This window comes from Gordonia sp. SMJS1, from assembly GCF_029866425.1.
Lineage (GTDB): Bacteria > Actinomycetota > Actinomycetes > Mycobacteriales > Mycobacteriaceae > Gordonia > Gordonia hongkongensis.
In genome coordinates this window covers 1,765,674-1,788,399 of sequence record NZ_CP123381.1, presented here as the reverse complement: position 1 = coordinate 1,788,399, position 22,726 = coordinate 1,765,674, and the positions used below count along the sequence as shown (strand labels likewise).

The 22,726-nt window shown below is 69.7% G+C and carries 23 protein-coding genes; 7 read left to right on the top strand and 16 right to left on the bottom strand.

Annotated elements, in window-relative coordinates; translation table 11 throughout:
- Nucleotides 1–157: 157 nt before the first annotated feature.
- Together QAD21_RS08190 and QAD21_RS08185 are read left to right on the top strand one after the other, a co-directional pair.
- Complete coding sequence (locus QAD21_RS08190) at nucleotides 158–1,570, top strand: PspC domain-containing protein (protein ID WP_078112081.1); 1,413 nt, start codon at nucleotides 158–160, stop codon at nucleotides 1,568–1,570.
- Entirely contained in the window at nucleotides 1,567–1,797 is a 231-nt protein-coding gene (locus tag QAD21_RS08185) for a hypothetical protein (RefSeq protein WP_058250687.1), read from the top strand. Before QAD21_RS08190 ends, QAD21_RS08185 begins: the two co-directional genes overlap by 4 nt.
- Nucleotides 1,798–1,857: 60 nt before the next feature.
- Here QAD21_RS08185 and guaA read toward each other — a convergent pair whose 3' ends face one another.
- The gene (guaA, locus tag QAD21_RS08180; protein WP_058250688.1) at nucleotides 1,858–3,405 is read right to left on the bottom strand and encodes a glutamine-hydrolyzing GMP synthase; all 1,548 of its coding nucleotides are present in this window, start codon (nucleotides 3,403–3,405) and stop codon (nucleotides 1,858–1,860) included.
- 160 nt (nucleotides 3,406–3,565) lie between these two features.
- On the opposite strand from guaA, the gene QAD21_RS08175 reads away from it, so the two are divergent.
- From QAD21_RS08175 to QAD21_RS08165, 3 genes are read left to right on the top strand one after another with little or no spacing between them, the layout of a single operon-like run.
- A complete protein-coding gene (locus QAD21_RS08175) occupies nucleotides 3,566–4,204 on the top strand; it encodes a biotin transporter BioY (RefSeq protein ID WP_058250881.1) in 639 nt (212 codons plus the stop codon).
- Nucleotides 4,205–4,227: 23 nt separating this feature from the next.
- The gene (locus tag QAD21_RS08170) at nucleotides 4,228–4,902 is read left to right on the top strand and encodes an ABC transporter ATP-binding protein (protein ID WP_058250689.1); all 675 of its coding nucleotides are present in this window, start codon (nucleotides 4,228–4,230) and stop codon (nucleotides 4,900–4,902) included.
- Nucleotides 4,899–5,501, top strand: a complete 603-nt coding sequence (locus QAD21_RS08165; protein WP_058250690.1) for an energy-coupling factor transporter transmembrane protein EcfT — start codon at nucleotides 4,899–4,901, stop codon at nucleotides 5,499–5,501. The genes QAD21_RS08170 and QAD21_RS08165 overlap by 4 nt, the downstream gene beginning before the upstream one ends.
- A gap of 9 nt (nucleotides 5,502–5,510) precedes the next feature.
- On the opposite strand, the gene QAD21_RS08160 is transcribed toward QAD21_RS08165, so the two are convergent.
- The 4 genes from QAD21_RS08160 to guaB all read right to left on the bottom strand — a co-directional run bounded on the left by QAD21_RS08160 (nucleotide 5,511) and on the right by guaB (nucleotide 11,131).
- Nucleotides 5,511–6,446, bottom strand: coding sequence for a DUF1731 domain-containing protein (locus QAD21_RS08160; protein ID WP_058250691.1), 936 nt, complete (start codon nucleotides 6,444–6,446; stop codon nucleotides 5,511–5,513).
- 95 nt (nucleotides 6,447–6,541) lie between these two features.
- Nucleotides 6,542–8,320 (bottom strand): GMC family oxidoreductase, encoded by a 1,779-nt coding sequence (locus QAD21_RS08155; protein WP_280361168.1) that lies wholly within the window; start codon nucleotides 8,318–8,320, stop codon nucleotides 6,542–6,544.
- 54 nt (nucleotides 8,321–8,374) lie between these two features.
- Complete coding sequence (locus tag QAD21_RS08150; RefSeq protein WP_058250882.1) at nucleotides 8,375–9,532, bottom strand: GuaB3 family IMP dehydrogenase-related protein; 1,158 nt, start codon at nucleotides 9,530–9,532, stop codon at nucleotides 8,375–8,377.
- 87 nt (nucleotides 9,533–9,619) lie between these two features.
- Nucleotides 9,620–11,131 (bottom strand): IMP dehydrogenase, encoded by a 1,512-nt coding sequence (guaB, locus tag QAD21_RS08145; protein ID WP_058250693.1) that lies wholly within the window; start codon nucleotides 11,129–11,131, stop codon nucleotides 9,620–9,622.
- A gap of 146 nt (nucleotides 11,132–11,277) precedes the next feature.
- On the opposite strand from guaB, the gene QAD21_RS08140 reads away from it, so the two are divergent.
- Nucleotides 11,278–11,667, top strand: a complete 390-nt coding sequence (locus tag QAD21_RS08140; RefSeq protein WP_058250883.1) for a DUF5319 domain-containing protein — start codon at nucleotides 11,278–11,280, stop codon at nucleotides 11,665–11,667.
- A 136-nt stretch (nucleotides 11,668–11,803) separates the two neighbouring features.
- Here the strand turns inward: QAD21_RS08140 and QAD21_RS08135 are convergent, their stop codons facing one another.
- From QAD21_RS08135 to QAD21_RS08125, 3 genes are all read right to left on the bottom strand, one after another.
- Nucleotides 11,804–12,877 carry an anti-sigma-D factor RsdA gene (locus QAD21_RS08135; protein ID WP_068971738.1) on the bottom strand — a complete coding sequence of 358 codons (1,074 nt, stop codon included), beginning with the start codon at nucleotides 12,875–12,877 and terminating at the stop codon, nucleotides 11,804–11,806.
- Nucleotides 12,861–13,448 carry a sigma-70 family RNA polymerase sigma factor gene (locus tag QAD21_RS08130; protein WP_010841867.1) on the bottom strand — a complete coding sequence of 196 codons (588 nt, stop codon included), beginning with the start codon at nucleotides 13,446–13,448 and terminating at the stop codon, nucleotides 12,861–12,863. The genes QAD21_RS08135 and QAD21_RS08130 overlap by 17 nt, the downstream gene beginning before the upstream one ends.
- 175 nt (nucleotides 13,449–13,623) lie before the next feature.
- Nucleotides 13,624–14,583 (bottom strand): hypothetical protein, encoded by a 960-nt coding sequence (locus QAD21_RS08125; RefSeq protein WP_058250695.1) that lies wholly within the window; start codon nucleotides 14,581–14,583, stop codon nucleotides 13,624–13,626.
- Nucleotides 14,584–14,999: 416 nt separating this feature from the next.
- Between QAD21_RS08125 and QAD21_RS08120 the strand changes: the two genes are divergently transcribed.
- Nucleotides 15,000–15,296 carry a WhiB family transcriptional regulator gene (locus tag QAD21_RS08120; RefSeq protein WP_010841865.1) on the top strand — a complete coding sequence of 99 codons (297 nt, stop codon included), beginning with the start codon at nucleotides 15,000–15,002 and terminating at the stop codon, nucleotides 15,294–15,296.
- A 99-nt stretch (nucleotides 15,297–15,395) separates the two neighbouring features.
- Here the strand turns inward: QAD21_RS08120 and groL are convergent, their stop codons facing one another.
- The 8 genes from groL to alr all read right to left on the bottom strand — a co-directional run bounded on the left by groL (nucleotide 15,396) and on the right by alr (nucleotide 22,662).
- Nucleotides 15,396–17,012: a chaperonin GroEL gene (gene groL, locus QAD21_RS08115; protein ID WP_058250696.1), complete on the bottom strand. Its 1,617-nt coding sequence runs from the start codon at nucleotides 17,010–17,012 to the stop codon at nucleotides 15,396–15,398.
- 132 nt (nucleotides 17,013–17,144) lie between these two features.
- Nucleotides 17,145–17,444 (bottom strand): co-chaperone GroES, encoded by a 300-nt coding sequence (groES, locus tag QAD21_RS08110; protein ID WP_004019185.1) that lies wholly within the window; start codon nucleotides 17,442–17,444, stop codon nucleotides 17,145–17,147.
- Nucleotides 17,445–17,639: 195 nt separating this feature from the next.
- Entirely contained in the window at nucleotides 17,640–18,686 is a 1,047-nt protein-coding gene (gene tsaD / locus QAD21_RS08105) for a tRNA (adenosine(37)-N6)-threonylcarbamoyltransferase complex transferase subunit TsaD (protein WP_068970174.1), read from the bottom strand.
- A complete protein-coding gene (rimI, locus tag QAD21_RS08100) occupies nucleotides 18,683–19,192 on the bottom strand; it encodes a ribosomal protein S18-alanine N-acetyltransferase (RefSeq protein WP_065629901.1) in 510 nt (169 codons plus the stop codon). Before rimI ends, tsaD begins: the two co-directional genes overlap by 4 nt.
- A complete protein-coding gene (gene tsaB / locus QAD21_RS08095; RefSeq protein ID WP_137809234.1) occupies nucleotides 19,189–19,893 on the bottom strand; it encodes a tRNA (adenosine(37)-N6)-threonylcarbamoyltransferase complex dimerization subunit type 1 TsaB in 705 nt (234 codons plus the stop codon). Before tsaB ends, rimI begins: the two co-directional genes overlap by 4 nt.
- On the bottom strand, nucleotides 19,890–20,366 hold the full coding sequence (gene tsaE, locus QAD21_RS08090) for a tRNA (adenosine(37)-N6)-threonylcarbamoyltransferase complex ATPase subunit type 1 TsaE (RefSeq protein WP_068970173.1): 477 nt from the start codon (nucleotides 20,364–20,366) through the stop codon (nucleotides 19,890–19,892). The genes tsaB and tsaE overlap by 4 nt, the downstream gene beginning before the upstream one ends.
- Entirely contained in the window at nucleotides 20,363–21,499 is a 1,137-nt protein-coding gene (locus QAD21_RS08085; RefSeq protein ID WP_068970172.1) for an alpha/beta hydrolase, read from the bottom strand. The genes tsaE and QAD21_RS08085 overlap by 4 nt, the downstream gene beginning before the upstream one ends.
- Nucleotides 21,496–22,662, bottom strand: a complete 1,167-nt coding sequence (alr, locus tag QAD21_RS08080; RefSeq protein ID WP_068970171.1) for an alanine racemase — start codon at nucleotides 22,660–22,662, stop codon at nucleotides 21,496–21,498. Before alr ends, QAD21_RS08085 begins: the two co-directional genes overlap by 4 nt.
- Nucleotides 22,663–22,726 lie beyond the last annotated feature (64 nt).

Here is a 22,726-nt window from a genome sequence, read left to right as displayed (position 1 = left end):
ATCGTCCCATGCGATCGGCTTCGCGACATCGGGGTCAACCCCGGTTCATGCGCCGCGATCTCAGGGTGTGTCCGCTCCGCCGCCCCCGGGCCTCGGGATTCTCCGGGGGACAATTCAGGGGATCACCCGATGTGTCCGGGGCCGGACGGGCGGCACGATGATCGTCATGGACACCAAGGAGTTCCAGCAGCAGATCCAGGGCCTGTGGGCGACCCGTCCGTATCGGCCCGACGATCGGACGATTGCCGGCGTGTGCACCGGCATCGCCGCCCGGTATCGCGTCGACCCGACTCTGGTGAAGGTCGCGTTCGTGGTGGCCGCCTTCTTCGGCGGCAGCGGACTCATCCTCTACCTCGCGGCCTGGGTCGCGTTCCCGGGCGCCGGACGCGCCCGCGCCGATGCGCTCCGTGTCGATTCCCCCCGGGCCGGTCACACCGCGTCGCACAACTCGATGCACGGCCTGGGGAATCCGCAGGTGATCCTGCTGGTCGTGCTCGCGATCGTCATCGTCACCTCATTCGGCCCCAATCGCACCTGGGGCTCGGGCGGGCTCGTCGGCGCGATCCTGATGCTCGGCGGCTGGTACCTGCTGTACCTGCGGACCCCGACTCCACCGGCCGGTACCAGCATCGACACCGCGGCGGTCACCGACATCGTCGTCCCGCCACCGGCGGCCGGGCAGTTCGAACGGTGGGTGCCGCGCGCGATGAGCCACCCGGCCCCCGGCGCGGTCACCCCCACGGACGGCCCCCAGACCCCAGGAGTATCCATGACCAAAGCACCGGGCCCGTCCGCGATCGGCGGGAATCCGGCCACCGAACACCCGGCCACCCCGGTGCCGGAAGTCGAACTGTCGAAGAACGAACCACTCGAGGCGAGTCCACCCGCGTGGGATCCGTTGGGAGCGGCGCGGTTCGCCTGGGATCTGCCCGAACCGACCCGCCCGGCCGAACCGGCCGTCCGTCGGCACCGTCGCTCACCGCTGACCCTGATCGTGGTCGGTCTGGCGACCATCGTGGGTGCGATCGGTGCGGGCCTGCACCAGATGGGTGTCGAGTGGTTCACCGTCCCCCACATCCTGTCGCTCTCCCTCGCCGTGATCGGAGCCGGACTCCTCGTCGCGGCCGTCGTCAAGCGTCGCACCGGCGAGCACAGCACGGGCCTGGCGCCCATCGCGGTCTCTCTCGGTGCCGCGGTCATCGTCACCACCGTGATCTCCGGGGTCAACGGCCTGTCCGGCCCGCTGCCGCCCGGCGGGGTCGGTGACCGCGAGTGGAAGCCGTTGACCGAGAACGACATCCAGGCCGAGTACTCACTCGGCATCGGCGAGATGGCCCTGGACCTGCGCGCGGTCGAACTCACCGCCGACCGGACCGTACGACTCGAGAGCGGGGTCGGCAAGATCACGGTCCACGTGCCGGAGACGATGAACGTGCGTGCCGACTGCCAGACCGGTGTCGGCGACTACAACTGCCCCACCGGGCTCGACGGCGGACGTGACGGCACCGATGGCCCGGTCCTGCAGATCGAGGCCCGCACCGGATTGGGAGAGGTAGAGGTCCTGCGATGAGCACTGAGATGAACGCTTCCGGCACCGATGACGACCGAGGTTGTGGCGCCACCCATCGCGCTCCCGGTCTGGGGCTGCTCGGACTCGCCGCCCTTGCCGTGGCCGGGTGGGGGCTCGCCGACGGGCCGGCGCTTCCCGACGCCGCCGACCTCGGATGGGTCGTCGTCGGGATCGGGCTGCTGGTCGGACTCGTGCTGATCGTGTCCGGCACGCGTTCCCGGCGCTGAGACCCGGCACGCGCAGACGAGAGCGGCCGGTGGCAGACGCCACCGGCCGCTCTCGTCAGCTCATTCCCACTCGATGGTGCCCGGCGGCTTGCTCGTCACGTCGAGCACCACCCGGTTGACCTCGGCGACCTCGTTGGTGATGCGGGTGGAGATGATCTCGAGGACCTCGTAGGGCACACGCGTCCAGTCCGCGGTCATCGCGTCCTCGCTCGACACCGGGCGCAGCACGATCGGGTGGCCGTAGGTGCGGCCGTCTCCCTGCACGCCCACACTGCGCACGTCGGCCAGCAACACGACCGGACACTGCCAGATCTGCGAGTCGAGGCCGGCGGCGGTCAGTTCCTCGCGCGCGATCAGGTCGGCCTTGCGCAGCGTCTCCAGTCGGTCGCCGGTCACCTCGCCGACGATGCGGATCGCCAGGCCGGGCCCGGGGAACGGCTGGCGGGCGACGATCTCCTCGGGCAGCCCCAGTTCGCGGCCGACCGCACGCACCTCGTCCTTGAACAGCAGACGCAGCGGTTCCACGAGACTGAACTCGAGGTCGTCGGGCAGACCGCCGACGTTGTGATGACTTTTGATGTTCGCGGTGCCGCTGCCGCCGCCGGACTCGACGACGTCGGGGTACAACGTGCCCTGGACGAGGAAGTCGACCTTCTCCCCCGCCTCGGCCTCCTCGCCGAGGACCTCGCTGACCGCACCCTCGAACGACCGGATGAACTCGCGGCCGATGATCTTGCGCTTGGTCTCGGGGTCGCTGACGCCGGACAGCTCACGCAAGAAGGTGTCGGCGGCGTCGACCGTCACCAGCTTCGCCCCGGTCGCCCCGACGAAATCGTGCTGTACCTGTTCGCGTTCTCCGGCGCGCAGAAGACCGTGGTCGACGAAGACACAGGTCAGACGATCGCCGATGGCGCGCTGCACCAGCGCGGCGGCCACCGCGGAATCCACGCCGCCGGAGAGCCCGCAGATGGCCCGCCCGTCACCGATCTGGTCGGCGACCGCGTCGATCAGCGCGTCGGCGATGTTGGCCGCCGTCCAGGTGGCCTCGAGACCGGCGATCTCGTACAGGAAACGGGTGAGGATCTGCTGGCCGTGCGGTGTGTGCAGCACCTCGGGGTGGTACTGCACACCGGCCATCCGGCGCTTCAGGTTCTCGAAGGATGCGACCGGCGCGCCGGGCGTCGACCCGGTGACGGTGAACCCCTCCGGCGGGGACTGGACGGCGTCGTTGTGGCTCATCCAGACCGGCTGGGTGTCCGAGAGACCTTGGTGGAGAACGCCTTCGCCGTTGGTCGTGAACGTCGTCCGGCCGAACTCGCGCCCGCCGGTGTTGGCCACCTCGCCGCCCAGCTTGTCCGCCATCGCCTGGAAGCCGTAGCAGATGCCGAAGACCGGGACGTCGAGGTCGAAGAGGGCGGGATCGAGGTCCGGCGCGTCCTCCGCGTACACCGACGACGGTCCGCCCGACAGGATGATCGCGACCGGATCCTTCTCCTGGATCTCCGCGATCGGCGCCTCGTGCGAGATCACCTCCGAGTAGATCCGCGCTTCCCGCACCCGACGCGCGATCAGCTGCGCGTACTGCGCGCCGAAGTCGACGACGAGCACCGGCCGCGGGCCCTCGAGGAAATCCTCGGGAGAGGACGAGTTCGCAGAAGAAGTGTCTGTCACCGGGCCGAGTCTAGTGGGCGGACCGGCGTCGATACCTGGTCACCCCGCCCGGTGGGTGCGGCTGCGCCGCCGCCGCGTGAAATACTCCGGAATCGACATGACTGCATCGCCGAAATCCCCCAACCGCTGGTCGCTGAGCATCGGCGACCTCACCCAGGCCGCCGTGTTCGCCGCGCTGATCGCCGCGCTCGGCCTGCCCGGGACCATCAACATCGGCACCAGCGGTGTGCCGATCACGTTCCAGTCGCTCGGGGTCATCCTCGCCGGGGCGGTCCTCGGCCCGCGGAAGGGCACGCTGGCCGTGGTCATCTTCATGGTGCTGGCGATCGCCGGACTCCCGATCCTCTCGGGCGGACGCAACGGCCTCACCGCGCTGTCCTCCCCGACGGCCGGATACTTCATCGGGTTCCTCCCGGCGGTCATCGTCATCGGGGTGCTGACCGCACTCATGGTCTCGACCGGCGGGAAGACGGGCTCCGGGAAATATCGCGTGCTGTGGGGCATCGGCATCAACGCGCTCGGCGGCATCGTCGTCCTCTACGCCTGCGGGGTGCTCGGCCTGCTGGTGCGGACCGACCTGACACTGTGGGCGGCCATCGCGACCAACGGTTCGTTCATCCCCGGCGACATCGCCAAGTGCGTCATCGCGGCCCTGGTCGCGGCCCAGGTCCACCGCGGCCGGCCGGGCCTCATCGAACCGTTGCGCGCGCGCCGATCCGGCACCGTGGCCGGCTGAGAAGCCGCCCCACCCCAGCGGCGATGATCGAATTCACCGATGTCACCCACGCCTACGGCGACCGGGTCGTCCTGCGCGAGGTCTCACTGACGTTGTCGGAGAACCGGATCGGGATCGTCGGCGCCAACGGCAGCGGCAAGTCGACGCTGGCGCGGATGATCAACGCGCTCGTCGTGCCCGACTCCGGGACCGTCATCGTCGACGGGCTATCGGTCGCGAAGAACAAGCGTGAGGTCCGACGCCGGGTGGGCTTCATCTTCTCCGACCCCGACCGTCAAATCATCATGCCGACGGTCCGCGAGGACATCGAACTGTCGCTTCGTCGAACCGATCTCGACAAGTCCGCGCGCGCCGAGCGTGCCGGCGAGGTGCTCGCCCGATTCGGCCTCGCCGACCACGCGGACCATCCGGCCCAGCGGCTCTCCGGCGGGCAGAAGCAGCTCCTCGCCCTGGCGTCGGTGTTCGTGACCGACCCCGCGATCATCGTCGCCGACGAACCCACCACCCTGCTCGACCTGCGCAACACCCGCATGCTCACCGACGTGTTCGCGACCCTCGACGAGCAACTCGTCGTCGTCAGCCACGATCTCGACATCCTGGCCGACTTCGACCGCGTCATCGTCATCGACGAGGGGCGGGTCGTCGTCGACGACGAACCTCGGCCTGCGCTGGCCGCCTACCGCGGGATGATGTCGTGAACGTCCTCGGCGTCTACCGTCCCGGCAACACGCTGCTGCACCGACTGCCCGCAGGCGTCAAGTTCGTCGCGATGGGCGTGGTGATCCTGGTGCTGTCGCTGACGGTCCGGTCGCTCACCGCCCTCGGCATCGCGACGGCCGGGGTCGCGGTCGTCTACGCGCTGGCGGGGATCGGGCCGCGCGAGGCGTGGCGGCAGCTGCGGCCACTGATGTGGTTGCTGCTGTTCATCTTCGCGTTCCAGGTCGTCTTCACCGACTGGCGGCGGGCGGTAATCGTCTGCGGCGTCCTCGCGCTGTCGGTCGCACTCGCCGCGGCCGTCTCGCTGACCACCCGCACGACGGACATGCTCGACACGATCGTCCGTGCGCTCGGCCCCCTGAGACGGCTCGGGGTGCGCGTGGACCTCATCGCCCTCGCGCTGGCGCTGACCATTCGGGCGATCCCGCTGATGGTCGAGGTGGTGCGGGAGGTCGACGAGGCACGCAAGGCTCGCGGGCTCCGGCCCGGTCCACGCATCCTCGTCGCGCCGGTTGTCCTCGCCGCCCTGCGCACCGCCGACGGTTTCGCCGACACCCTCACCGCGCGCGGACTGGACTGAGGCGACCTCTCAGAGCAGATCGGAGAGTGCGTCCTCGAGCCGTGGGAAGCGGAATTCGAAACCGGCGTCGGCCAGTACATCAGACCGCGCGCGGCGCCCCGTGAGTCCGAGGGCCGGGTCCGTGCGCAGCACCACCGCACCGAGCTTCAGCAACCACGCGGGCGTCGGCGGCGCGGGCGGCCGTCCGATCTCCGCGCGCAGCATCGCCATGAGTTCGGAGTTGCGCACCGGATTCGGACTGGCCGCCACGACGACACCGTCGGGCAGCGACACCGCGCCGTCGACCCGCAGCGCCGCGCGGGCGATCGCGAGCCAGTCGTCGATGTGAATCCAGCTGAACCATTGCCGGCCGTCGCCGACCCGCCCGCCGAGTCCGAACCTGGTCAGGCCCACGAGGCGTCGGATGGCCGGCGAATCCGCATCGAGCACGATCGAGGTGCGCAGCACGGTCAGATGGTCGGTGTTCGCGCCGTCCACCGCCTCCTCCCAGGGCTGCGCCACACCGGTCATCTGCGGGAGGCCCACCGGGATCGGCGTCGATTCGGTGCACCACAGTTCACCCGCGTCGCTCCAGATCGCGGTCGTGCTGGACTGCAGCCAGTACGAGATCGGCGTCGTGCGTTCGCGCGATGCGGTGACGAGTGCTCGCGTCGCGTCGACCCGACTGTTCCGCAGTGCGGCGATGTTGGCGTCCGTGGGGCGGCAATCCACGAGTTTGCCCGCGAGGTTGACCACCGCCGTCGGACGATCTGCGGCCAGCGTCTCGACCCAGTCGCCCTGGGTCCTGCCGTCCCAGACCACCTGCTCGAACGGCGACGACGGATCGACCCGCCGCGTCAGGATGACCGGATGGTATCCACGCTCGGCGAGATCGGTCGCCAGATGCGTTCCCAGCGAGCCACTTCCGCCCGCCAACACCACGGTCAGCGGCTCTGTACCCGACATGCGTCTCCCCCCGTTCGGCACTGGACGACGACACTACCCGCCGACGCCTCCGACCGGGATTTCGTGGTCACAGTGCGCGTGACGGCGCACCGGCGCTACGAGATGCGTTGTGCCGTGAGTGGAGTGGCGGGGACGACCGGGGTGATCGGCAGCCGCAGGGCGCCGGGTGCGTCGGCCGGCACCACCGGGGACGCCGGCGTCGTCGGCTCGATGCGGCGGTACGGGTCGCCCTGCGCAGGACGCCGGTCCTGTTCGCCCTTGTTCGGCCACAGTGCCGCCGCGCGTTCCGCCTGCGCGCAGATCGTCAGCGACGGATTGACGCCGAGGTTCGCCGACACCGACGCGCCGTCGGCGATGTGCAACGTCGGGTAGTTCCACACGCGCTGGTAGGGATCGATGACGCCGTTGTCCGGGTCGTCGGAGATCGCGCAGCCGCCGAGATAGTGCGCGGTCAGCGGCATGTTGACGATGTCGCCCCAGGTCCCGCCGGCGACGCCGCCGTCGAGTTTCGCCGCGATCCGGCGAGTTGCCTCGTTGCCCTTCGGAATCCACGTCGGGTTCGGCTCGCCGTGGCCCTGCTTGCTGGTGACGTACCGCACCGGTCCGCGCTTGCGGACGAAGGTGGTCAGCGAGTTGTTGTTGTTCTGCATGACCAGGGCGATCACGGTCCGCTCGCTCCACTGTCGCACCACGAGCAACCGCACCAGCAGGAACGGGTTGCGGGCGACCTGACGCAGGAACTGCCCGAACCGATTGCGCCGGGACCCGCCGTCGGTGAGCAGGGTCTGCAGGTACGCGATCGCGTTGCAGCCCTTGCCGTATCGCACCGGTTCGATGTGCGTGTTCGGCTCGGGATAGAACGACGAAGTGATCGCGACGCCGCGCGAGTAGTCGTTCTCCGGATCGATCCGCGACCCCATCGCACCCAGTATCGACTCCGAGTTGGTGCGCGTGAGCCGACCCATCGCGTCCGAGATCTGCGGCAGCGTACCGAGTTTCGCGTGGTGCAGCAGTCGTTGGGTGTTGAACGTGCCGGCCGCCAGGATGACCTGACCCGCCGTGATCGTGCGTCGACGGCGTCCGAGCGGACCCCACGACGACGAGTGATGCGTGCCCACCTCCCAGACATCGTCGGCGCGCTGCCGGAGCGAGTCCACCGTGGTCCGGTCGATGATGGTGGCGCCGTGGCGTTCCGCGAGGCCGAGATAGTTCTTCAGCAGGGTGTTCTTGGCACCCACCCGGCACCCGGTCATGCACGCGCCGCACTCGGTGCAGGCGGTCCGGTCCGGACCCGCACCGCCGAAGTACGGGTCGGCGACGGTCTCGCCGGGCGCCCCGGACAGACCCGTCTTCGCACCGAAGAACACACCGACCGGCGTCGGGGTCACCGTGTCCCCGACACCCATCTCGGCGGCGACTTCGGCGACCACGCGGTCGGACGCGGTGACCGTCGGGTTGGTGACCACGCCGAGCATCCGCCGGGCCTGGTCGTAGTACGGGCTGAGCTCGTCCTCCCAGTCGGTGATGTGATTCCACTGGGGATCGGTGAAGAACGGCGTCGGGGGCTTGTAGAGCGTGTTGGCGTAGTTGAGCGAGCCGCCGCCGACGCCCGCCCCGGCGAGGATCATCACGTCTTTCAGGGCGTGGATGCGCTGGATGCCGTACAGGCCCAGCTTCGGTGCCCACAACCACCGGTTGAGGCGCCAGCTGGTCTTGGCGAAGTCCTCGTCCTCGAACCGGCGCCCGGCCTCGACCACGCCGACGCGGTACCCCTTCTCCACCAGCCGCAACGCACTCACGCTGCCGCCGAACCCGGAGCCGACGATCAGAACGTCGAAGTCGGTGGCGTGTTCGGTCGACTTGTCGAATCCCATGCCGAACATACTAACGCGCATTGTCACATAAAGAGACCCAGGTCACCCTAACTATCAGCCGCGGACGGACAACCCCACGCGCTGGAATTCCTTGAGGTCGCAGTAACCGGCCTTCGCCATGGCCCGACGCAGTGCGCCGACGACATTCAGTTCGCCGTACGGGTCGTCGGAGGGGCCGTAGAGAACCCGCTCGAGACTCGGTCGGTCTTCACCCGCGGCGACCTGCAGGAGGGCGCCGCGCGGGGTGTCGGGGTGAGCAGCGGCCGACGGCCAGTACCATCCGTTGCCGGGCGCGGAACTCGTTGCGGCGAGCGAGGTTCCGAGGACCGCGGCGTCGGCTCCACAGGCGATCGCCTTGACGATGTCGCCCGAGCTGTGGATGTCGCCGTCGGCGATGACGTGGACGTAGCGACCGCCGGTCTCGTCCAGGTAGTCGCGACGCGCGGCGGCGGCGTCGGCGATGGCGGTGGCCATCGGCACACCGATGCCGAGCACCTCGCCCGTCGTGGTGGCTCCCGCGGCGGAACCGTAGCCGACGATCACGCCCGCGGCACCCGTCCGCATCAGGTGCAGCGCGGTGCGGTGGTCGTGCACGCCGCCCGCGATGACCGGTACGTCGAGATCGGCGATGAAGGTCTTCAGGTTCAGCGGTTCCCGCTGCGTGCCGTCGGCATCGACCTGCGCCACGTGCTCCGCCGAGATGATCGTGCCGTGCACCACCAGGATCTCCACCCCGGCGGCCAGCAGCGCCGGGGTCAGCTCGGGTGCGTGCTGCGGGCTGACGCGGACGGCCGTGGTGACCCCCGCGTCGCGGACCTGGGCCACGGCCTCGCCGAGCAACCCGCTGTCGAGCGGGGCCGAGTGGAGTTGCTGCAGGTGTCGAACCGCCGCATAGGGATCCGGGTCCTCCGCCGCGATGGCGACGAGTTCGGCGATCTTCGCCTCGACGTCGCGGTGACGGGCCCACAGCCCCTCACCGTTCAGGACGCCGAGCGCGCCGAGCTTGCCCAGTTCGATCGCGACCGACGGCGACACCAGGGCATCCGTCGGGTGGCTCAGGATCGGCGAGGAGAACCGGTAGGCATCGATCTGCCATGCGGTGGAGACGTCCTTGGACGAACGGGTCCGACGGGACGGGACGATGCTGATGTCCCCCAGCTCGTAGGTCCGTCGGGCTGTCCGGCCCATGCCGATTTCGACGAGGTCACGCACCACTGCGCCTTTCTGCGGAGTTCAGCTGCACAACGACCCTACGGCCTGGCCCCCCGGACGAGTCCGGCGGGAACGACCTCGGGGAGTTCAGCGGGAATAGTAGTTGGGTGCCTCTGCGGTCAGCGTGATGTCGTGCGGGTGGGATTCCTTCAGGCCGGCCGCGGTGATCTGGACGAACCGCGCGGTCTGCAGATCCGGGATCGTCGACGCGCCGGTGTAGCCCATCGCGGCACGAAGGCCGCCGACGAGCTGATGTATCACCTGCGACAGCGGACCGCGGAACGGCACCCGTCCCTCGATGCCCTCGGGAACCAGCTTCTCCTCTTTGAGGACGTCGTCCTGGAAGTAGCGGTCCTTGGAGTACGACTTCGCCTGTCCGCGACCCTGCATCGCACCCAGCGAACCCATGCCGCGGTAGCTCTTGAACTGCTTGCCGTTGACCAGGACCAGCTCGCCGGGGGCCTCGGCGGTGCCGGCGAGGAGCGAACCGAGCATCGCGGTCGACGCCCCCGCCGCGAGGGCCTTGGCGATGTCGCCGGAGTACTGCAGACCACCGTCGGCGATCACGGGCACTCCCGCCTTCTGACAGACCGCCACGGCTTCGAGGATGGCGGTGATCTGCGGGGCACCGACACCCGCCACGACGCGGGTGGTGCAGATCGAGCCCGGTCCGACGCCGACCTTCACCGCATCGGCGCCGGCGTCGACGAGGGCCTGCGCGGCCTCGCGGGTCGCGACGTTGCCGCCGACCACGTCCACCCGATCGCCGACCTCGGCCTTCAACTTGGCCACCATGTCGAGCACGAGCCGGTTGTGCGCGTGGGCGGTGTCGACGATGATCACGTCGGCCCCGGCGTCGGCCAACGCCATCGCCCGGTCCCACTGCGGGTCACCGGTGCCGACGGCCGCCCCGACGAGCAACCGTCCGTCGGAGTCCTTGGTCGCCAGCGGATGCTGTTCGGTCTTGACGAAGTCCTTGACGGTGATGAGTCCGGTCAGGCGACCGTTGCCGTCGACGATCGGCAGCTTCTCGATCTTGTGCCGGCGGAGCAGTCCCAGTGCGGCCTCTGCGGAGACGCCCTCCTGGGCGGTGATGAGCGGGGCCTTGGTCATCACCTCGGCGACCGGACGGCTCTGGTCGACCTCGAACCGCATGTCGCGGTTGGTGATGATGCCGACGAGCTCACCCTTGTCGTCGACAACGGGCAGACCGGAGATGCGGTAGCGCGCGCACATGGCGTCCACCTCGGCGAGCGTGTGCGTGGGGGTGCACGTCACCGGATCGGTGACCATGCCCGCCTCGGACCGCTTGACGGTCTCGACCTGGCCGGCCTGCTCCTCGATCGACAGATTGCGGTGGAGGACACCCATACCCCCGGCGCGCGCCATCGCGATCGCCATCCGGGACTCGGTCACGGTGTCCATCGCCGAACTCACCAGCGGGACACGCAGCGTCACGTTCTTGGTCACCCGCGACGAGGTGTCGACCTCGCTGGGTATCACGTCCGACGCCGAGGGCAGCAACAGGACGTCGTCGAAGGTCAGGCCGAGCATCGCGACCTTGCCGGGATCGTCTCCACCGGTACGAACAGCAGTCATCGGACCATGGTATCGAGTCCCTTGTTGCGGCGATCGTCACACAGGAGTCTTCGCGCCGATGAGGTCGCCCGACCCACTCTCAACAGGTGCGCTCGACCGGTGAACGCCTGCGGCGCGCGCACCCGCGGATCGGCTACGGTGGTGTGGTGCGTGACCACCTGCCACCCGGCCTCCCGCCGGATCCGTTCGCCGACGATCCCAGCGATCCCGCATCCGCATTGGACAGCGTGGAGCCGGGTATCCCGTTGGACGAGAACGAGCGGCTCGCGGTCGAAGAAGACCTCGCCGATCTCGCACTCTACGAGGCCCTACTGGCCAATCGCGGTGTACGCGGCCTGGTCGTCGTGTGTGAGGACTGCCGCGAGGACCACTACCACGACTGGGACATGTTGCGCGCCAACCTGATCCAGCTTCTCATCGACGGCACCGTCCGGCCGCACGAGCCCGCGGTGGATCCCCGTCCGGACGCCTACGTCACGTGGGATTACTGCCGCGGTTACGCCGACGCCCGTAGTCATCTCGACGACGAGCGCTGATCCTCCACGGACGCGGCGGTAACTGTCGCCGACTCTCCGGCACCACCAATGAGCGAGGCCCCGCACCGATCGATCCGGTGCGGGGCCTCGCTCATGATCTCCAACGACCGTTGGGGCCGGCGATGGTGCGGTCGCGTCAGCCGATCGGCCGACCGGCGTCCACGCCGGGCGGCGGCGTCCACGGGATCTCGGGGAACTCGGCCGGGAAACGGGTGACCTTCGTGCTCGACGACGGCGTCGACGGTTCTGCCGGCTCGCTCGAGGGCGGGACCGACGACGGCTCCTGCGGGTCGCTCGTCTGCTCGGACGGCGTGGTCGGTTCATCCGTCCCGCCGCCCGGAGGCGTCGACGCGTCGGGTGAGGGCTGGTCCTCGGAGTTCCGGAGATCGGGCCGGGTCGGGTCGATCGTCCCGGGCTGTTCCGCACCGGTCGACGGTGCGGGATCGGTGGTCTCGGTCGGCAGACCCGCACCCGCGCGGATGCGGTTCATCCAGTCCGTCATCTCGTCACGCATCTCGTTGTCCATCGGACCCATGCGCTCCTGCGCCTCGGCCAGCAGGCTGGCCGCCGCACCCGGATCACCGGCGGCGATCGCGGCCTCGGCACGCTCGAGGTTGTTCCGGACGTCGTGGGCCGCCTGCGTCTGCGACGCGGCCTCGGCGAACACGACCTGTTTGATGCCCCACAGCGGGTCGCCGGGTTGCGAGCCCTCGGAGAGCACGGTCAGGCCGGCAGCCGCAACGATGACGATCGCGGCGGCACCCGACACGACGCGCAGGTGACGGACCATGCGGCGGCCGCGACTCGCGCGCTCGCTGGTCCCGATTGCCCGCTCGACGTCGTCGACGGACAGCAGCTCGGGCTCGGGGGTGGACACGATCTCCGACCGCCAGCCCGACAGCATCTCGGCCAGCTGATACTCGGCCGCGTCGCGGGTCGGCACCGGCACATCGCGGGTCAGCGCGTCGAGGAAGTTCTCGTCGAAGTTCAGTTCGGAGAGATCGAGCGCGTCATCGGAAGCGGAGAGATCGAACGCGTCGAGTCCGGACTCCGCGTCCGAGGAGAACGGGTCAACCGGGCGGGGTCCGGGCCCGGCGGGCGCCGGGCCGCTCGAACCGGGCGCGCGACGGTGCGCCGGCGGCTGACCGGGTCGATTCGGCTGGTCACCACCGGCGACACGGCGTCTACGCCAATCAGACTGTCCGCTCATCGTGACCTCCTGTCCGTCTCAACTCGTCTTTCAATTTCGCCAGCGCTCGATGCTGGGCGACTCGTACTGCTCCCGCGGTGCTGCCGATCGCCTGCGCGGTCTCCTCCGCCGACATCCCGACGATCAACCGCAGGACCAGTACCTCGCGTTGTTTCTCGGGGAGGATGCCCAGCAGGGCTCTCATCCGCCTGCTGCCGTCGGCATCGATCGCGAACTGCTCGGGGCCACCGGTGACGTGTGAGACCTCGGGGATCTCCTCGACCGGGTCCGACTTCACCCGTGCCGCCACCCGCATGGCGTCGGCGACCTTGTGCGAGGCGATGCCGTAGACGAAGGCCATGAACGGTTTGCCCTGGTCACGGTACCGTGGTAACGCGGTCATCACCGCCATCAATGCCTCCTGCGCGATGTCGTCGGCGGAGAACAGATGCCGTTCCCCTACCCCGATGCGTCCTCGGCAGTAGCGCAGGATCGGTTCCTGCACGCTTTCGAGAACTGACGTGAGAGCTGCCCGATCGCCTTGGCCCGCGGCCCGAACGGCGTCGTTCAACTCACCACCTGTCAACTTCATCGCGCGTAGGAATCCCCGTGTTACAAGTCGGCCAACCGGTCTAATTGCCGGTCCTGGTCCGGGCCCCGGCACGGTGACGCCGCCGGTGGCGATCGTCGTGGCACGCGGCTGGAGAGCGCGTTCCGGCGACGTCTCCGGCGGCGACGACGTGGCAGACCCCAACACACCTTAGCGATCAACCGTCCGGCATCAGCGCCATGCCCTTGCCGATCAGCGTGGCGCGGAGCCGGCGGTGGTGAACGGCCTCGTCGCCGGACGCGGCTCCGGTGCCCAGCAGCAGGCTCATCGCCGCCCACTCCAGGGGCAGGAGGGCCTCGTCGCGAGCGTCGGCGACGACGTCCCGCGCCGCGTTCGCGGTGCCACCCCGATCCCCCGCGCCCGCGGCGGCAGCCGCGGCGATCAACGCGGTCTTCACTCGATGGCGGGCCGGGACCGGAGTCGCCGCGTCGTGCATCTCCCGCACCAGCAGTGCCCCCGCTCGGGCGTGTTCGAGCCCGGACGCCACGTCACCGCGGTACAGACCGAGTTCGGCGCTCACCCATTCCCAGCGCAGGCGGCAGCGCGTGGCCGTCATCCAGTCCGCGTCCGCCGGCCGCCAGGACCACTGTTCGGGGTTCGCCCCGACCGGCCGCTCGTCCGTGGGATCGAGGACCGTTCGCGCCCGGTCGAGCAGCCGACGGGACGCATCGAACCGCAGCAGACCCAGATTGTCGGCCGCGAGCCCGACGAGTCCGTCCGCGACCGCCGCTCGGATGAGCGAGACCTCGCGTGGCCCGGGGCCCGGTGCACCCGGCTCGGCCCGGGCGCCGGAGATGCCGACGGTGAGGAGGGCTCGACCGTCGACCCCATGCGAGATGTGGTGTCGCCCGGCCTGGCGGATCAGCGAGGCCCGCGTGCTCTGACACAGAGACAGCACGGCGAGGTGGGGGTCGGTGGGCGCGAATCCCCGCGCTCGCACACCGGCGACCCGTTCGAGGGACGCGAGCTCGGTGAGCGCGCGGGCGTAGTTCCCGTCCCCGCCGGCGGAGACCGCCGCGGCCCACGCATGCAGCAGCGGGACCACCGAAGGTCGCATCGAGGGGTGTCGACGCAGCTCAACGGCTTTGTCGAGCGTCGAGGAGGTGTTCTTGGTCACTCGATCTTTTTCGGTTTGCATGAATTTAACGAACGATTCCCAACGTTAATTCTCTGGACAGATCACGGGTGCATCATCGGAAGATTTCCGCCGTGTAAATCGGTTCGATCGACGTCACCACACCCCTACGTCCGACGCACTGGACAGACACCTGGACCCGGCAGTCATCATTGCAGGTCACACCGGGTCGGTCACCCCGGATCAGGGGGCACCGCAACGACGCATCCGCGCTGTGCTATCCAACCGCGATCACCTAACCCGCCGTTAACATTTCTGAGACTTTCGCAGCAATCCGGTCCCATTTCAGGGCTATTGACGCAATTTCTCAGGCCCGCTTAATGTGAGTTCAGCGTTGCAGGAAATCGACGTTTCCCACCGAAGCACCCCGGTGCGGCCCACGACAAGGAGTAGCTGTCATGCCTCAGCCCAATCATCTCCCCGGCCCCAACGCTGACATCTGGGACTGGCAGATGTCAGGACTCTGCCGCGGCGTCGACTCGTCGATGTTCTTCCATCCGGACGGCGAACGCGGCCGCGCCCGAGCGCAGCGTGAGCGACGCGCCAAAGAGATGTGCCACCAGTGCCCGGTCATCGCGCAATGCCGGGAGCACGCACTCGCGGTGGCGGAGCCGTACGGCATCTGGGGCGGACTGTCCGAATCCGAGCGCAGCATCTTGATGAAGCGGGGCGTCGGCCGCCGGATGGCCAGCTGAGGCCAGGGGCGTCGAACCCGACCAGACCACGACCGCGAGAGCCGGGCATCCCTGCGAGGATGCCCGGCTCTCGTGTTCGTCGAACTGCGCGGAGTTACGTCAGTGCGCGTGCCCGTGTCCCGCGTGACCGGCCGGTTCGTCGGCCGGCTGATCGGTGATCGCCGTCTCGGTCGTCAGCACCATGCGGGCCACCGACGCGGCGTTGACGACCGCCGACCGGGTGACCTTCACCGGGTCGATGATGCCTTCGGCGACCAGGTCGCCGTAGGACAGGCTCGCGGCGTTGAACCCCGAGCCCTCGGCCCCACCGGCGACCTTGTCGACCACGACCGCACCGTCGAGTCCAGCGTTCGCGGCGATCCAGTAGAGCGGCGCCCGCGCGGAGTCGCGGACGACCCGCACACCCAGGGCCTCGTCACCGGTCAGGGACTCGGCGAGGGCGTCGAGCTTCTTCGACGCCTGCACGATGGCCGAGCCACCACCGGGGATGATCCCCTCCTCGACGGCGGCCTTGGCCGCCGCGACGGCGTCCTCGACGCGGTGCTTGCGCTCCTTGAGCGCGGTCTCGGTGGCCGCACCCACGCGGATCACCGCGACACCACCGGAGAGCTTCGCCAGACGCTCGGCGAGCTTCTCCTTGTCCCAGTCGGAGTCGGACTGCTCGATCTCCCGTCGCAGCTGCGCCGAACGGTCCGCGATCGCGTCCTTGGTGCCGGCACCCTCGACGAGGGTGGTGGCGTCCTTGGTGACGACGACGCGACGGACCGAGCCGAGCACGTCGAGACCGACCGTCGGCAGGCTCAGGCCGATGTCGGAGGAGACGACGGTTCCGCCGGTGACGATCGCGAGGTCTTCGAGGAAGGCCTTGCGGCGGTCGCCGAAGAACGGCGCCTTGACGGCGACGGCGCGGATCGTCTTGCGGATCGAGTTCACGACGAGGGTCGACAGCGGCTCGCCCTCGACATCCTCGGCGATGATCAGCAGCGACTTGCCTGCTTCGACGACCTTCTCCAGCAGCGGCAGGAAGTCCGGCAGGGAGCTGATCTTGTCGCGGTAGAGCAGGACCAGCGCGTCCTCGAGAACCGCTTCCTGGCTGTCGAGATCGGTGACGAAGTAGGGCGAGAGGAAGCCCTTGTCGAACTGGACGCCCTCGGTGATCTCGAGGTCGGTGCTCAGCCCCGAGCTCTCCTCGACGGTCACGACACCATCGGCGCCGACCGCGGTCATCGCCTTGCCGACCATCTCGCCGATCTCCTCGTCGCGGGAGGACACGGTGGCGATCTGGGCGATGGCCTGTTCACCGGCGACGGGGGTCGCAGCGGCGAGCAGGGCCTCGCTCAGCGCATCGGCAGCCTTGCTGATGCCCTGCCCGAGAGCGATCGGGTTGGACCCGGCGGCGACGTTGCGCAGGCCGGCCTTGACCATCGCCTGTGCCAGCACGGTCGCGGTGGTGGTGCCGTCGCCCGCCACGTCGTTGGTCTTGGTGGCGACGGACTTCACCAATTGCGCGCCGAGGTTCTCGAACGGATCGTCGAGCTCGATGTCGCGCGCGATGGTGACGCCGTCGTTGGTGACACTCGGTCCGCCGAACGCCTTGGCGAGGACCACGTGCCGTCCGCGCGGGCCGAGGGTGACCTTCACGGTGTCGGCGAGCTGGTCGATGCCTCGCTCGAGCGCCCGGCGCGCGGTTTCGTTGAATTCAATCTGCTTGGCCATGAATCACTTTCTGCAACGGGAGCCTGTCGGCGTAACGCACATCGCCCCGGTACCCCTGCACGGGGCGCCGGGGCGATGTGAGACGCGATGAAGGCTCGCGGGGTCTAACTCGGCCGGAGTTCGGTGCCGGTCCTACTTGCCGATGACGGCGAGGACGTCGCGCGCCGAGAGGATCAGGTACTCCTCGCCGGCGTACTTGATCTCGGTGCCGCCGTACTTGCTGTAGATGACGGTGTCACCTTCCTTGACGTCCACGGGGACGCGGTTGCCCTGCTCGGTGACCCGACCCTCGCCGACAGCGATGACGGTGCCTTCCTGCGGCTTCTCCTTGGCGGAGTCCGGGATGACCAGGCCCGACGCGGTGGTCGTCTCGGCCTCGACGGCCTGCACCAGGATCTTGTCCTCAAGCGGCTTGATGTTCACGCTCGCCACGATGTGAGTCCTCAACTTTCGTACTGAGAAAGAATCTGCACGTTCACGGCCCTGCAAAACCCCGTCGTCGCGGGTGTCCGAGGCTTCGGTCAGCGCCATCTAGCACTCTATACATGCGAGTGCCAGCACTCAAGGGTGGAGGCTGCAAAAACCCGGCCGTGTTCGCTCCCCGCGAAGACGGCCGGGCTCCGTCCGCTACAGCTGACTGACACGCACCGACATCGCCGGGTCCGACGCCACGGTCAGCGGCGAGGGCGCCGCGCCCCCGCCGATCACATGAGCGCCGAGCGTCGCGATCATGACGCCGTTGTCGGTGCACAGGCGCGGCTTCGGAACCCGCAGGTCGATCCCGGCCGCCGCGCAGCGTTCCTCCGCCAGCGATCGGATGCGCGAATTGGCGGTGGCACCGCCGCCGAGGACCAGGGTGTCCACCCCGAGGTCACCGCAGGCCCGGACTGCCTTCATCGTCAGCACGTCCGCCACCGCCTCCTGGAACGAGGCCGCGACGTCCGCCACCGGTACCTCCACACCGTCGCGCACGCATTTCTCGACATACCGTGCGACCGCGGTCTTGAGTCCGCTGAAGGAGAAGTCGTGCCGCGAGTCGCGGGGACCGGTCATACCGCGTGGGAAGGCGATCGCACCCGGGTCACCCTCACGGGCGACGCGGTCCAGCGCCGGCCCCCCGGGAAAACCGAGATCGAGCAGGCGGGCGACCTTGTCGAAGGCCTCCCCGGCCGCGTCGTCGACCGTGGTGCCCAGTTCGACGATGGGCTCGGCGAGATCGGTGACGTGCAGCAGGTGCGTATGTCCACCGGAGACCAGCAGTGCGACGCACTCCGGCATCGGTCCGTGCTCGAGGGTGTCCACCGCGACGTGCCCGCCGAGATGGTTCATCGCGTACAGCGGCACGTCCCAGGCGAGTGCGTAGGCCTTCGCCGCGGCCACCCCGACGAGCAACGCGCCGGCGAGTCCCGGCCCGATGGTGACCGCGATGGCGTCGGGGCGGTCGATCCCGGCCGCCTCCCGCGCCCGACGCATCGTGGGGACGATCGCCTCCAGGTGCGCTCGGGAGGCGATCTCGGGGACCACGCCGCCGAACCGGGCGTGTTCGTCCACGCTCGACGCGACCTCGTCGGCCAGCATCGTCGCGAATCCGGGTGTGTCGCCGTCGCCCGGCGTCCACCGGACGATGCCGACACCCGTTTCGTCGCAGGAGCTTTCGATGCCGAGAACGATCACGCCGGGCCCTCCTCCGGTTCGAGCGGCCGGCCCGACACCGGGAGCCGCAACATCGTGTAGGCATCCGCGCCGGACGGCTGATAGTAGTTGCGGCGAAGACCCGCGGTGCTGAACCCGTGATGTGAGTACAGCCCGATAGCCACCTCGTTGTCGGTGCGTACCTCCAGGAACACCGCGGCGTCGTTCTCGTCCGCGACGGCGAGCATGGCCTCGAGCAGCGCCCGGCCCACTCCCCGTCCCCGATGGTCCGGATCGACGGCGATGGTGTGGATCTCGCACTCCCAGGCGTCGGGTTGCCCGAGCGTGGAGATCCCGGCGTAACCGATGACGTCGGCGCCGAGGCGCTCCCGAGCCGCGAAATAGGTGTTGTACGGGGCGTTGAGTTCGGCGCGGAAAGCCGCGGCGGGCCAGGGTGAGTCGTCGGCGAACATCCGCCGTTCCAGCGCGGCGCAGCGCGGGATGTCACCGAAGGTGAGCGCGTCGATGACCAGCTCCGGTGTGGTCATCGCGCCGCACCCGCCCGACGGGCCTTCTGCTCGACCGCGTCGGGGCGTCGTAGATACAGCGGCACAAGGGGTTCGGGTTCGGCGCCCGCGACGATGTCGGCGGCAGCCGCCATGACCACCCCGCGTACGGTCGGCACGCCGGTCGCGGGTGGATCACCGGTCCAGCCGGCGAGTTCGAGGTGGGCCGCAGAACCCGCCACCGCACCGATCCGCCCCCCGGCGACATCGGGGGCGAGCTCCTCGGCGACCACCGCGGGCGCGGTCACCTCGGGGCCGCGCACACGGCGGCCACCCTCGTAGAGCGCCCAGTAGACCTCGCGCCGGCGCGCGTCGGTCACCACCAGAGCCCGCGATCCTGCGTCGTCCGGACCGGCGTCGACGGCAAGCGCATCGAGGGAGCACACGCCATACGCCGGTATCCCCAGCGCGTCGGCGAAGGCGGCGCCGGTCGCCATCCCCACCCGGAGTCCGGTGAACGGCCCGGGCCCGCAGCCGACGACAACCGCGGTCAGTTCGGTTCGGGCCGTGCCGGATTCGGCAAGACACTCGGCGACCAGGGTGGTGAGCAGTTCCGCGTGCCGTCGGTGGTCGGCGACCACCCGTTCGGCCAGCACGCGCACCTCACCGTCGCGCAGTTCGGCCACTCCGGCCACCACCGAATCGGTGGCGGTGTCGACCGCCAGCACCAGACCCTGACTCATTCCGCGCTCACCCACTCCCACTCGGCGTGTCGCACATCGGTTTCGGTGTCCCGTCGCAGCCGCACGACCAGATGCCGGTCGGCGAGCCGCTCGGCCACACCTTCGCCCCACTCGACGACGACGACCGCCTCGTCCAGGTCGGAGTCCAGGTCCAGGGCATCGAGTTCGTCGAGCATCCCGGACCCGCTTCCCGTACCGCCGAGCCGATAGGCGTCGACGTGGACCATCCCCGGGCGGTCGGGCCGGCCCGGCCGGTGCTCGCGGGCGATGATGAACGTCGGCGAGGTCACCCGCCCCTCGACGCCGAGACCGGCACCGATCCCGCGGGCCAGCGCCGTCTTTCCCGCGCCCAACGGACCGTCGAGGATGACCACGTCACCTGCTGCGAGGGTCGACGCCAGCTCGGCGCCGAAGGCCTCGGTGTCGTCGACCTCGGGGAGGTCGCGCGTACCGCGGGGACCCACGCCGCTCATCGGCGGCCTCGCTTCCACCAGCGCCGACGGGGGGCCGGCAGAGCGATCCGCGCGCGATCCACCAGTTCGGCGATCGCGTCGCTGACGAGCCGGGGCTCCTCCATCTGGACCATGTGGCCGGCGCCCTTGGAGACGACCAGGCGGGAATCGGCGCCCAGCTGGGAGTACATCCGGACCGAGTTGCGTAATGGTGTGAGCCGGTCCCGGTCTCCGCACACGACCGTGGTCGGCACCTGGGCGACCACCGGCAGGGCGGTCGACTCGTCGTGGATCTCCAAGGCGTGCAAGAAGTTCACGATGGTCTCGATCGGCGTGCTCTGGATCATCGTGTCCACCGCGGCGCCGAGGGCCGGACTGTAGAACGTCGGCCCGAAACTCGCCGCGACCAGCACCGGTTCGAGGGCGGCGCGGGTCAGTCCGCGGCCCGCCTGGACCAGGCGCGGCGCGCGGCGCACACTCATCCGGAAGGCATCCACCACCGGATTGCGCAGTCCCTCACCGAGTCCGGCGTCGGTGACACCGCGCGACGCCGTCGCCACCAGCGCCACCCCGGCGACCGGACCGTGCGACGAGAACAATGCCGGGTGCCGGCGCGCGAGCCCCATCAGCGTCATCCCGCCCATCGAATGACCCACGAGGACAACGGGTCCCACAGGTACGGTGGCACGGATCACCGCTGCCGCGTCGTCGGCCAGCTGCGCGATCGTGCAGGTCTCGGTCGGGGCCGGGTCGCTCTCCCCGTGCCCCCGGTGATCGAAGAACACCAGCCGGTAGTTGCGATCGTGCCACTCGGCGGCGAGTTGCTCGCGCTGGAAATGCCAGCTCGACAACCGGAGGCTGAAGCCGTGCACGAACACGATCGTGAGGTCGGGCACGGAGCCTTCCGACACCGTCCCGAGGTCGACGATCCGCACCGCGAGATCCAGCCCGTCGTCGGCGGTGACCGTGGTCCCCCGCTCGCGGTAGAGCGCGGTGAGATCGACATCGGCGTGCGGATCCGGACGGCCCACCACGCTCTTGCGGGCGATGTTGCGCGCTGCCCCGACGGCTGCCATGCCGCCCAGGGCGGCGATCCCCGCCACCCCGGCCAGCAGTCCGACCCGGTCGGATTCCACCACTGCTGCCTCGCTCACTGTCCGGTCTCCGTTGTCTCGGCGGCGAGCCCGACCTGCCTCTCGCCGAGGTAACGACGGACCACGCGCGTCCCGACCTGGGAGACGATCTCGTAGTCGATGGTGCCGATCGCGTCCGCCCAGTCCTTCGCGGTGGGGCCGCCCGAGGCGCCGGTGCCGAACAGTTCGGCCTGGTCGCCCTCGCGGACACCCGCGCCGTCGGGTCCGAGGTCGACGACCAGCTGATCCATGCAGATCCGGCCCACCCCGTCGAACATCCGCTCGCCGATCCGGACCCGGATCCGGCCCGACAGCAGTCGCGGCACGCCGTCGGCGTACCCCGCGGCGACCACGGCCACCACCGTGTCGCGCGGCGCGATCCACGTCTCGCTGTAGGACACACCCTGCCCCGCGGCGACCCTCTTCACGAGCGCGATGGTCGCGGTCAGGGTCATCGCCGGGATCAGCCCGAAGTCGCCGCGTGCCGGTACCGGGGTCCGGCCGTAGACGGCGATCCCCGGCCGTACCAGGTCGCGGGCGAGATCCGGACGGGTCAGCGCGGCAGGCGAATTGGCGATGTGCACCACCTGCGGTGCAGCGCCGAGTCGGGTCAGGTCGGCGACCGCGGCGTCGAGCCGCTGCGCCTGTGCGTCGTTCAGCGGGTGATCGGGTTCGTCGCCACGCGCGAGGTGGCACATCGCCGCACGCAGGGCCACCGAGCCATCGACGTGCGCCTTCGCCACCCGCTCGGCGAAATCCGCCCATTCGTCCACCGCGACGCCGCTCCGATTGAGGCCGGTGTCCACCTTCGCGGTGACGACCGCGGACCGGCCGGTGCGGTGTGCCGCCGCGATCACCGCGTCGAGTTGCGAGATCGACGAGAGGGCGATGTCGATGCCGTCGGCGATCGCTCCGGCGAAGTCGGCTCCCGGCGTGTGCAGCCACGCGGTGATCGGGGCGTCGATGCCGGCTGCGCGGAGCGCGGCCGCCTCGGTGAGGTGCGCGACCCCGAGTTCGGCGGCGCCGGCGGCGAGCACGGCGCGGGCCACCGGCAGGGCGCCATGGCCGTAGGCGTCGGCCTTCACGACCGCCATCACGTCAGCGCCCGAAGCGGCGCGCAGCACGCCGACGTTGTGGGCGATCGCGCCGAGATCCACGGTCGCGGTCAGAGCAGGGGAAGTCATCGTCGACCATTGTCCCAGATCGCCGGGTGCGGTTCGTCCCGGCTGCCTCCGGCGTGAGGTGCGC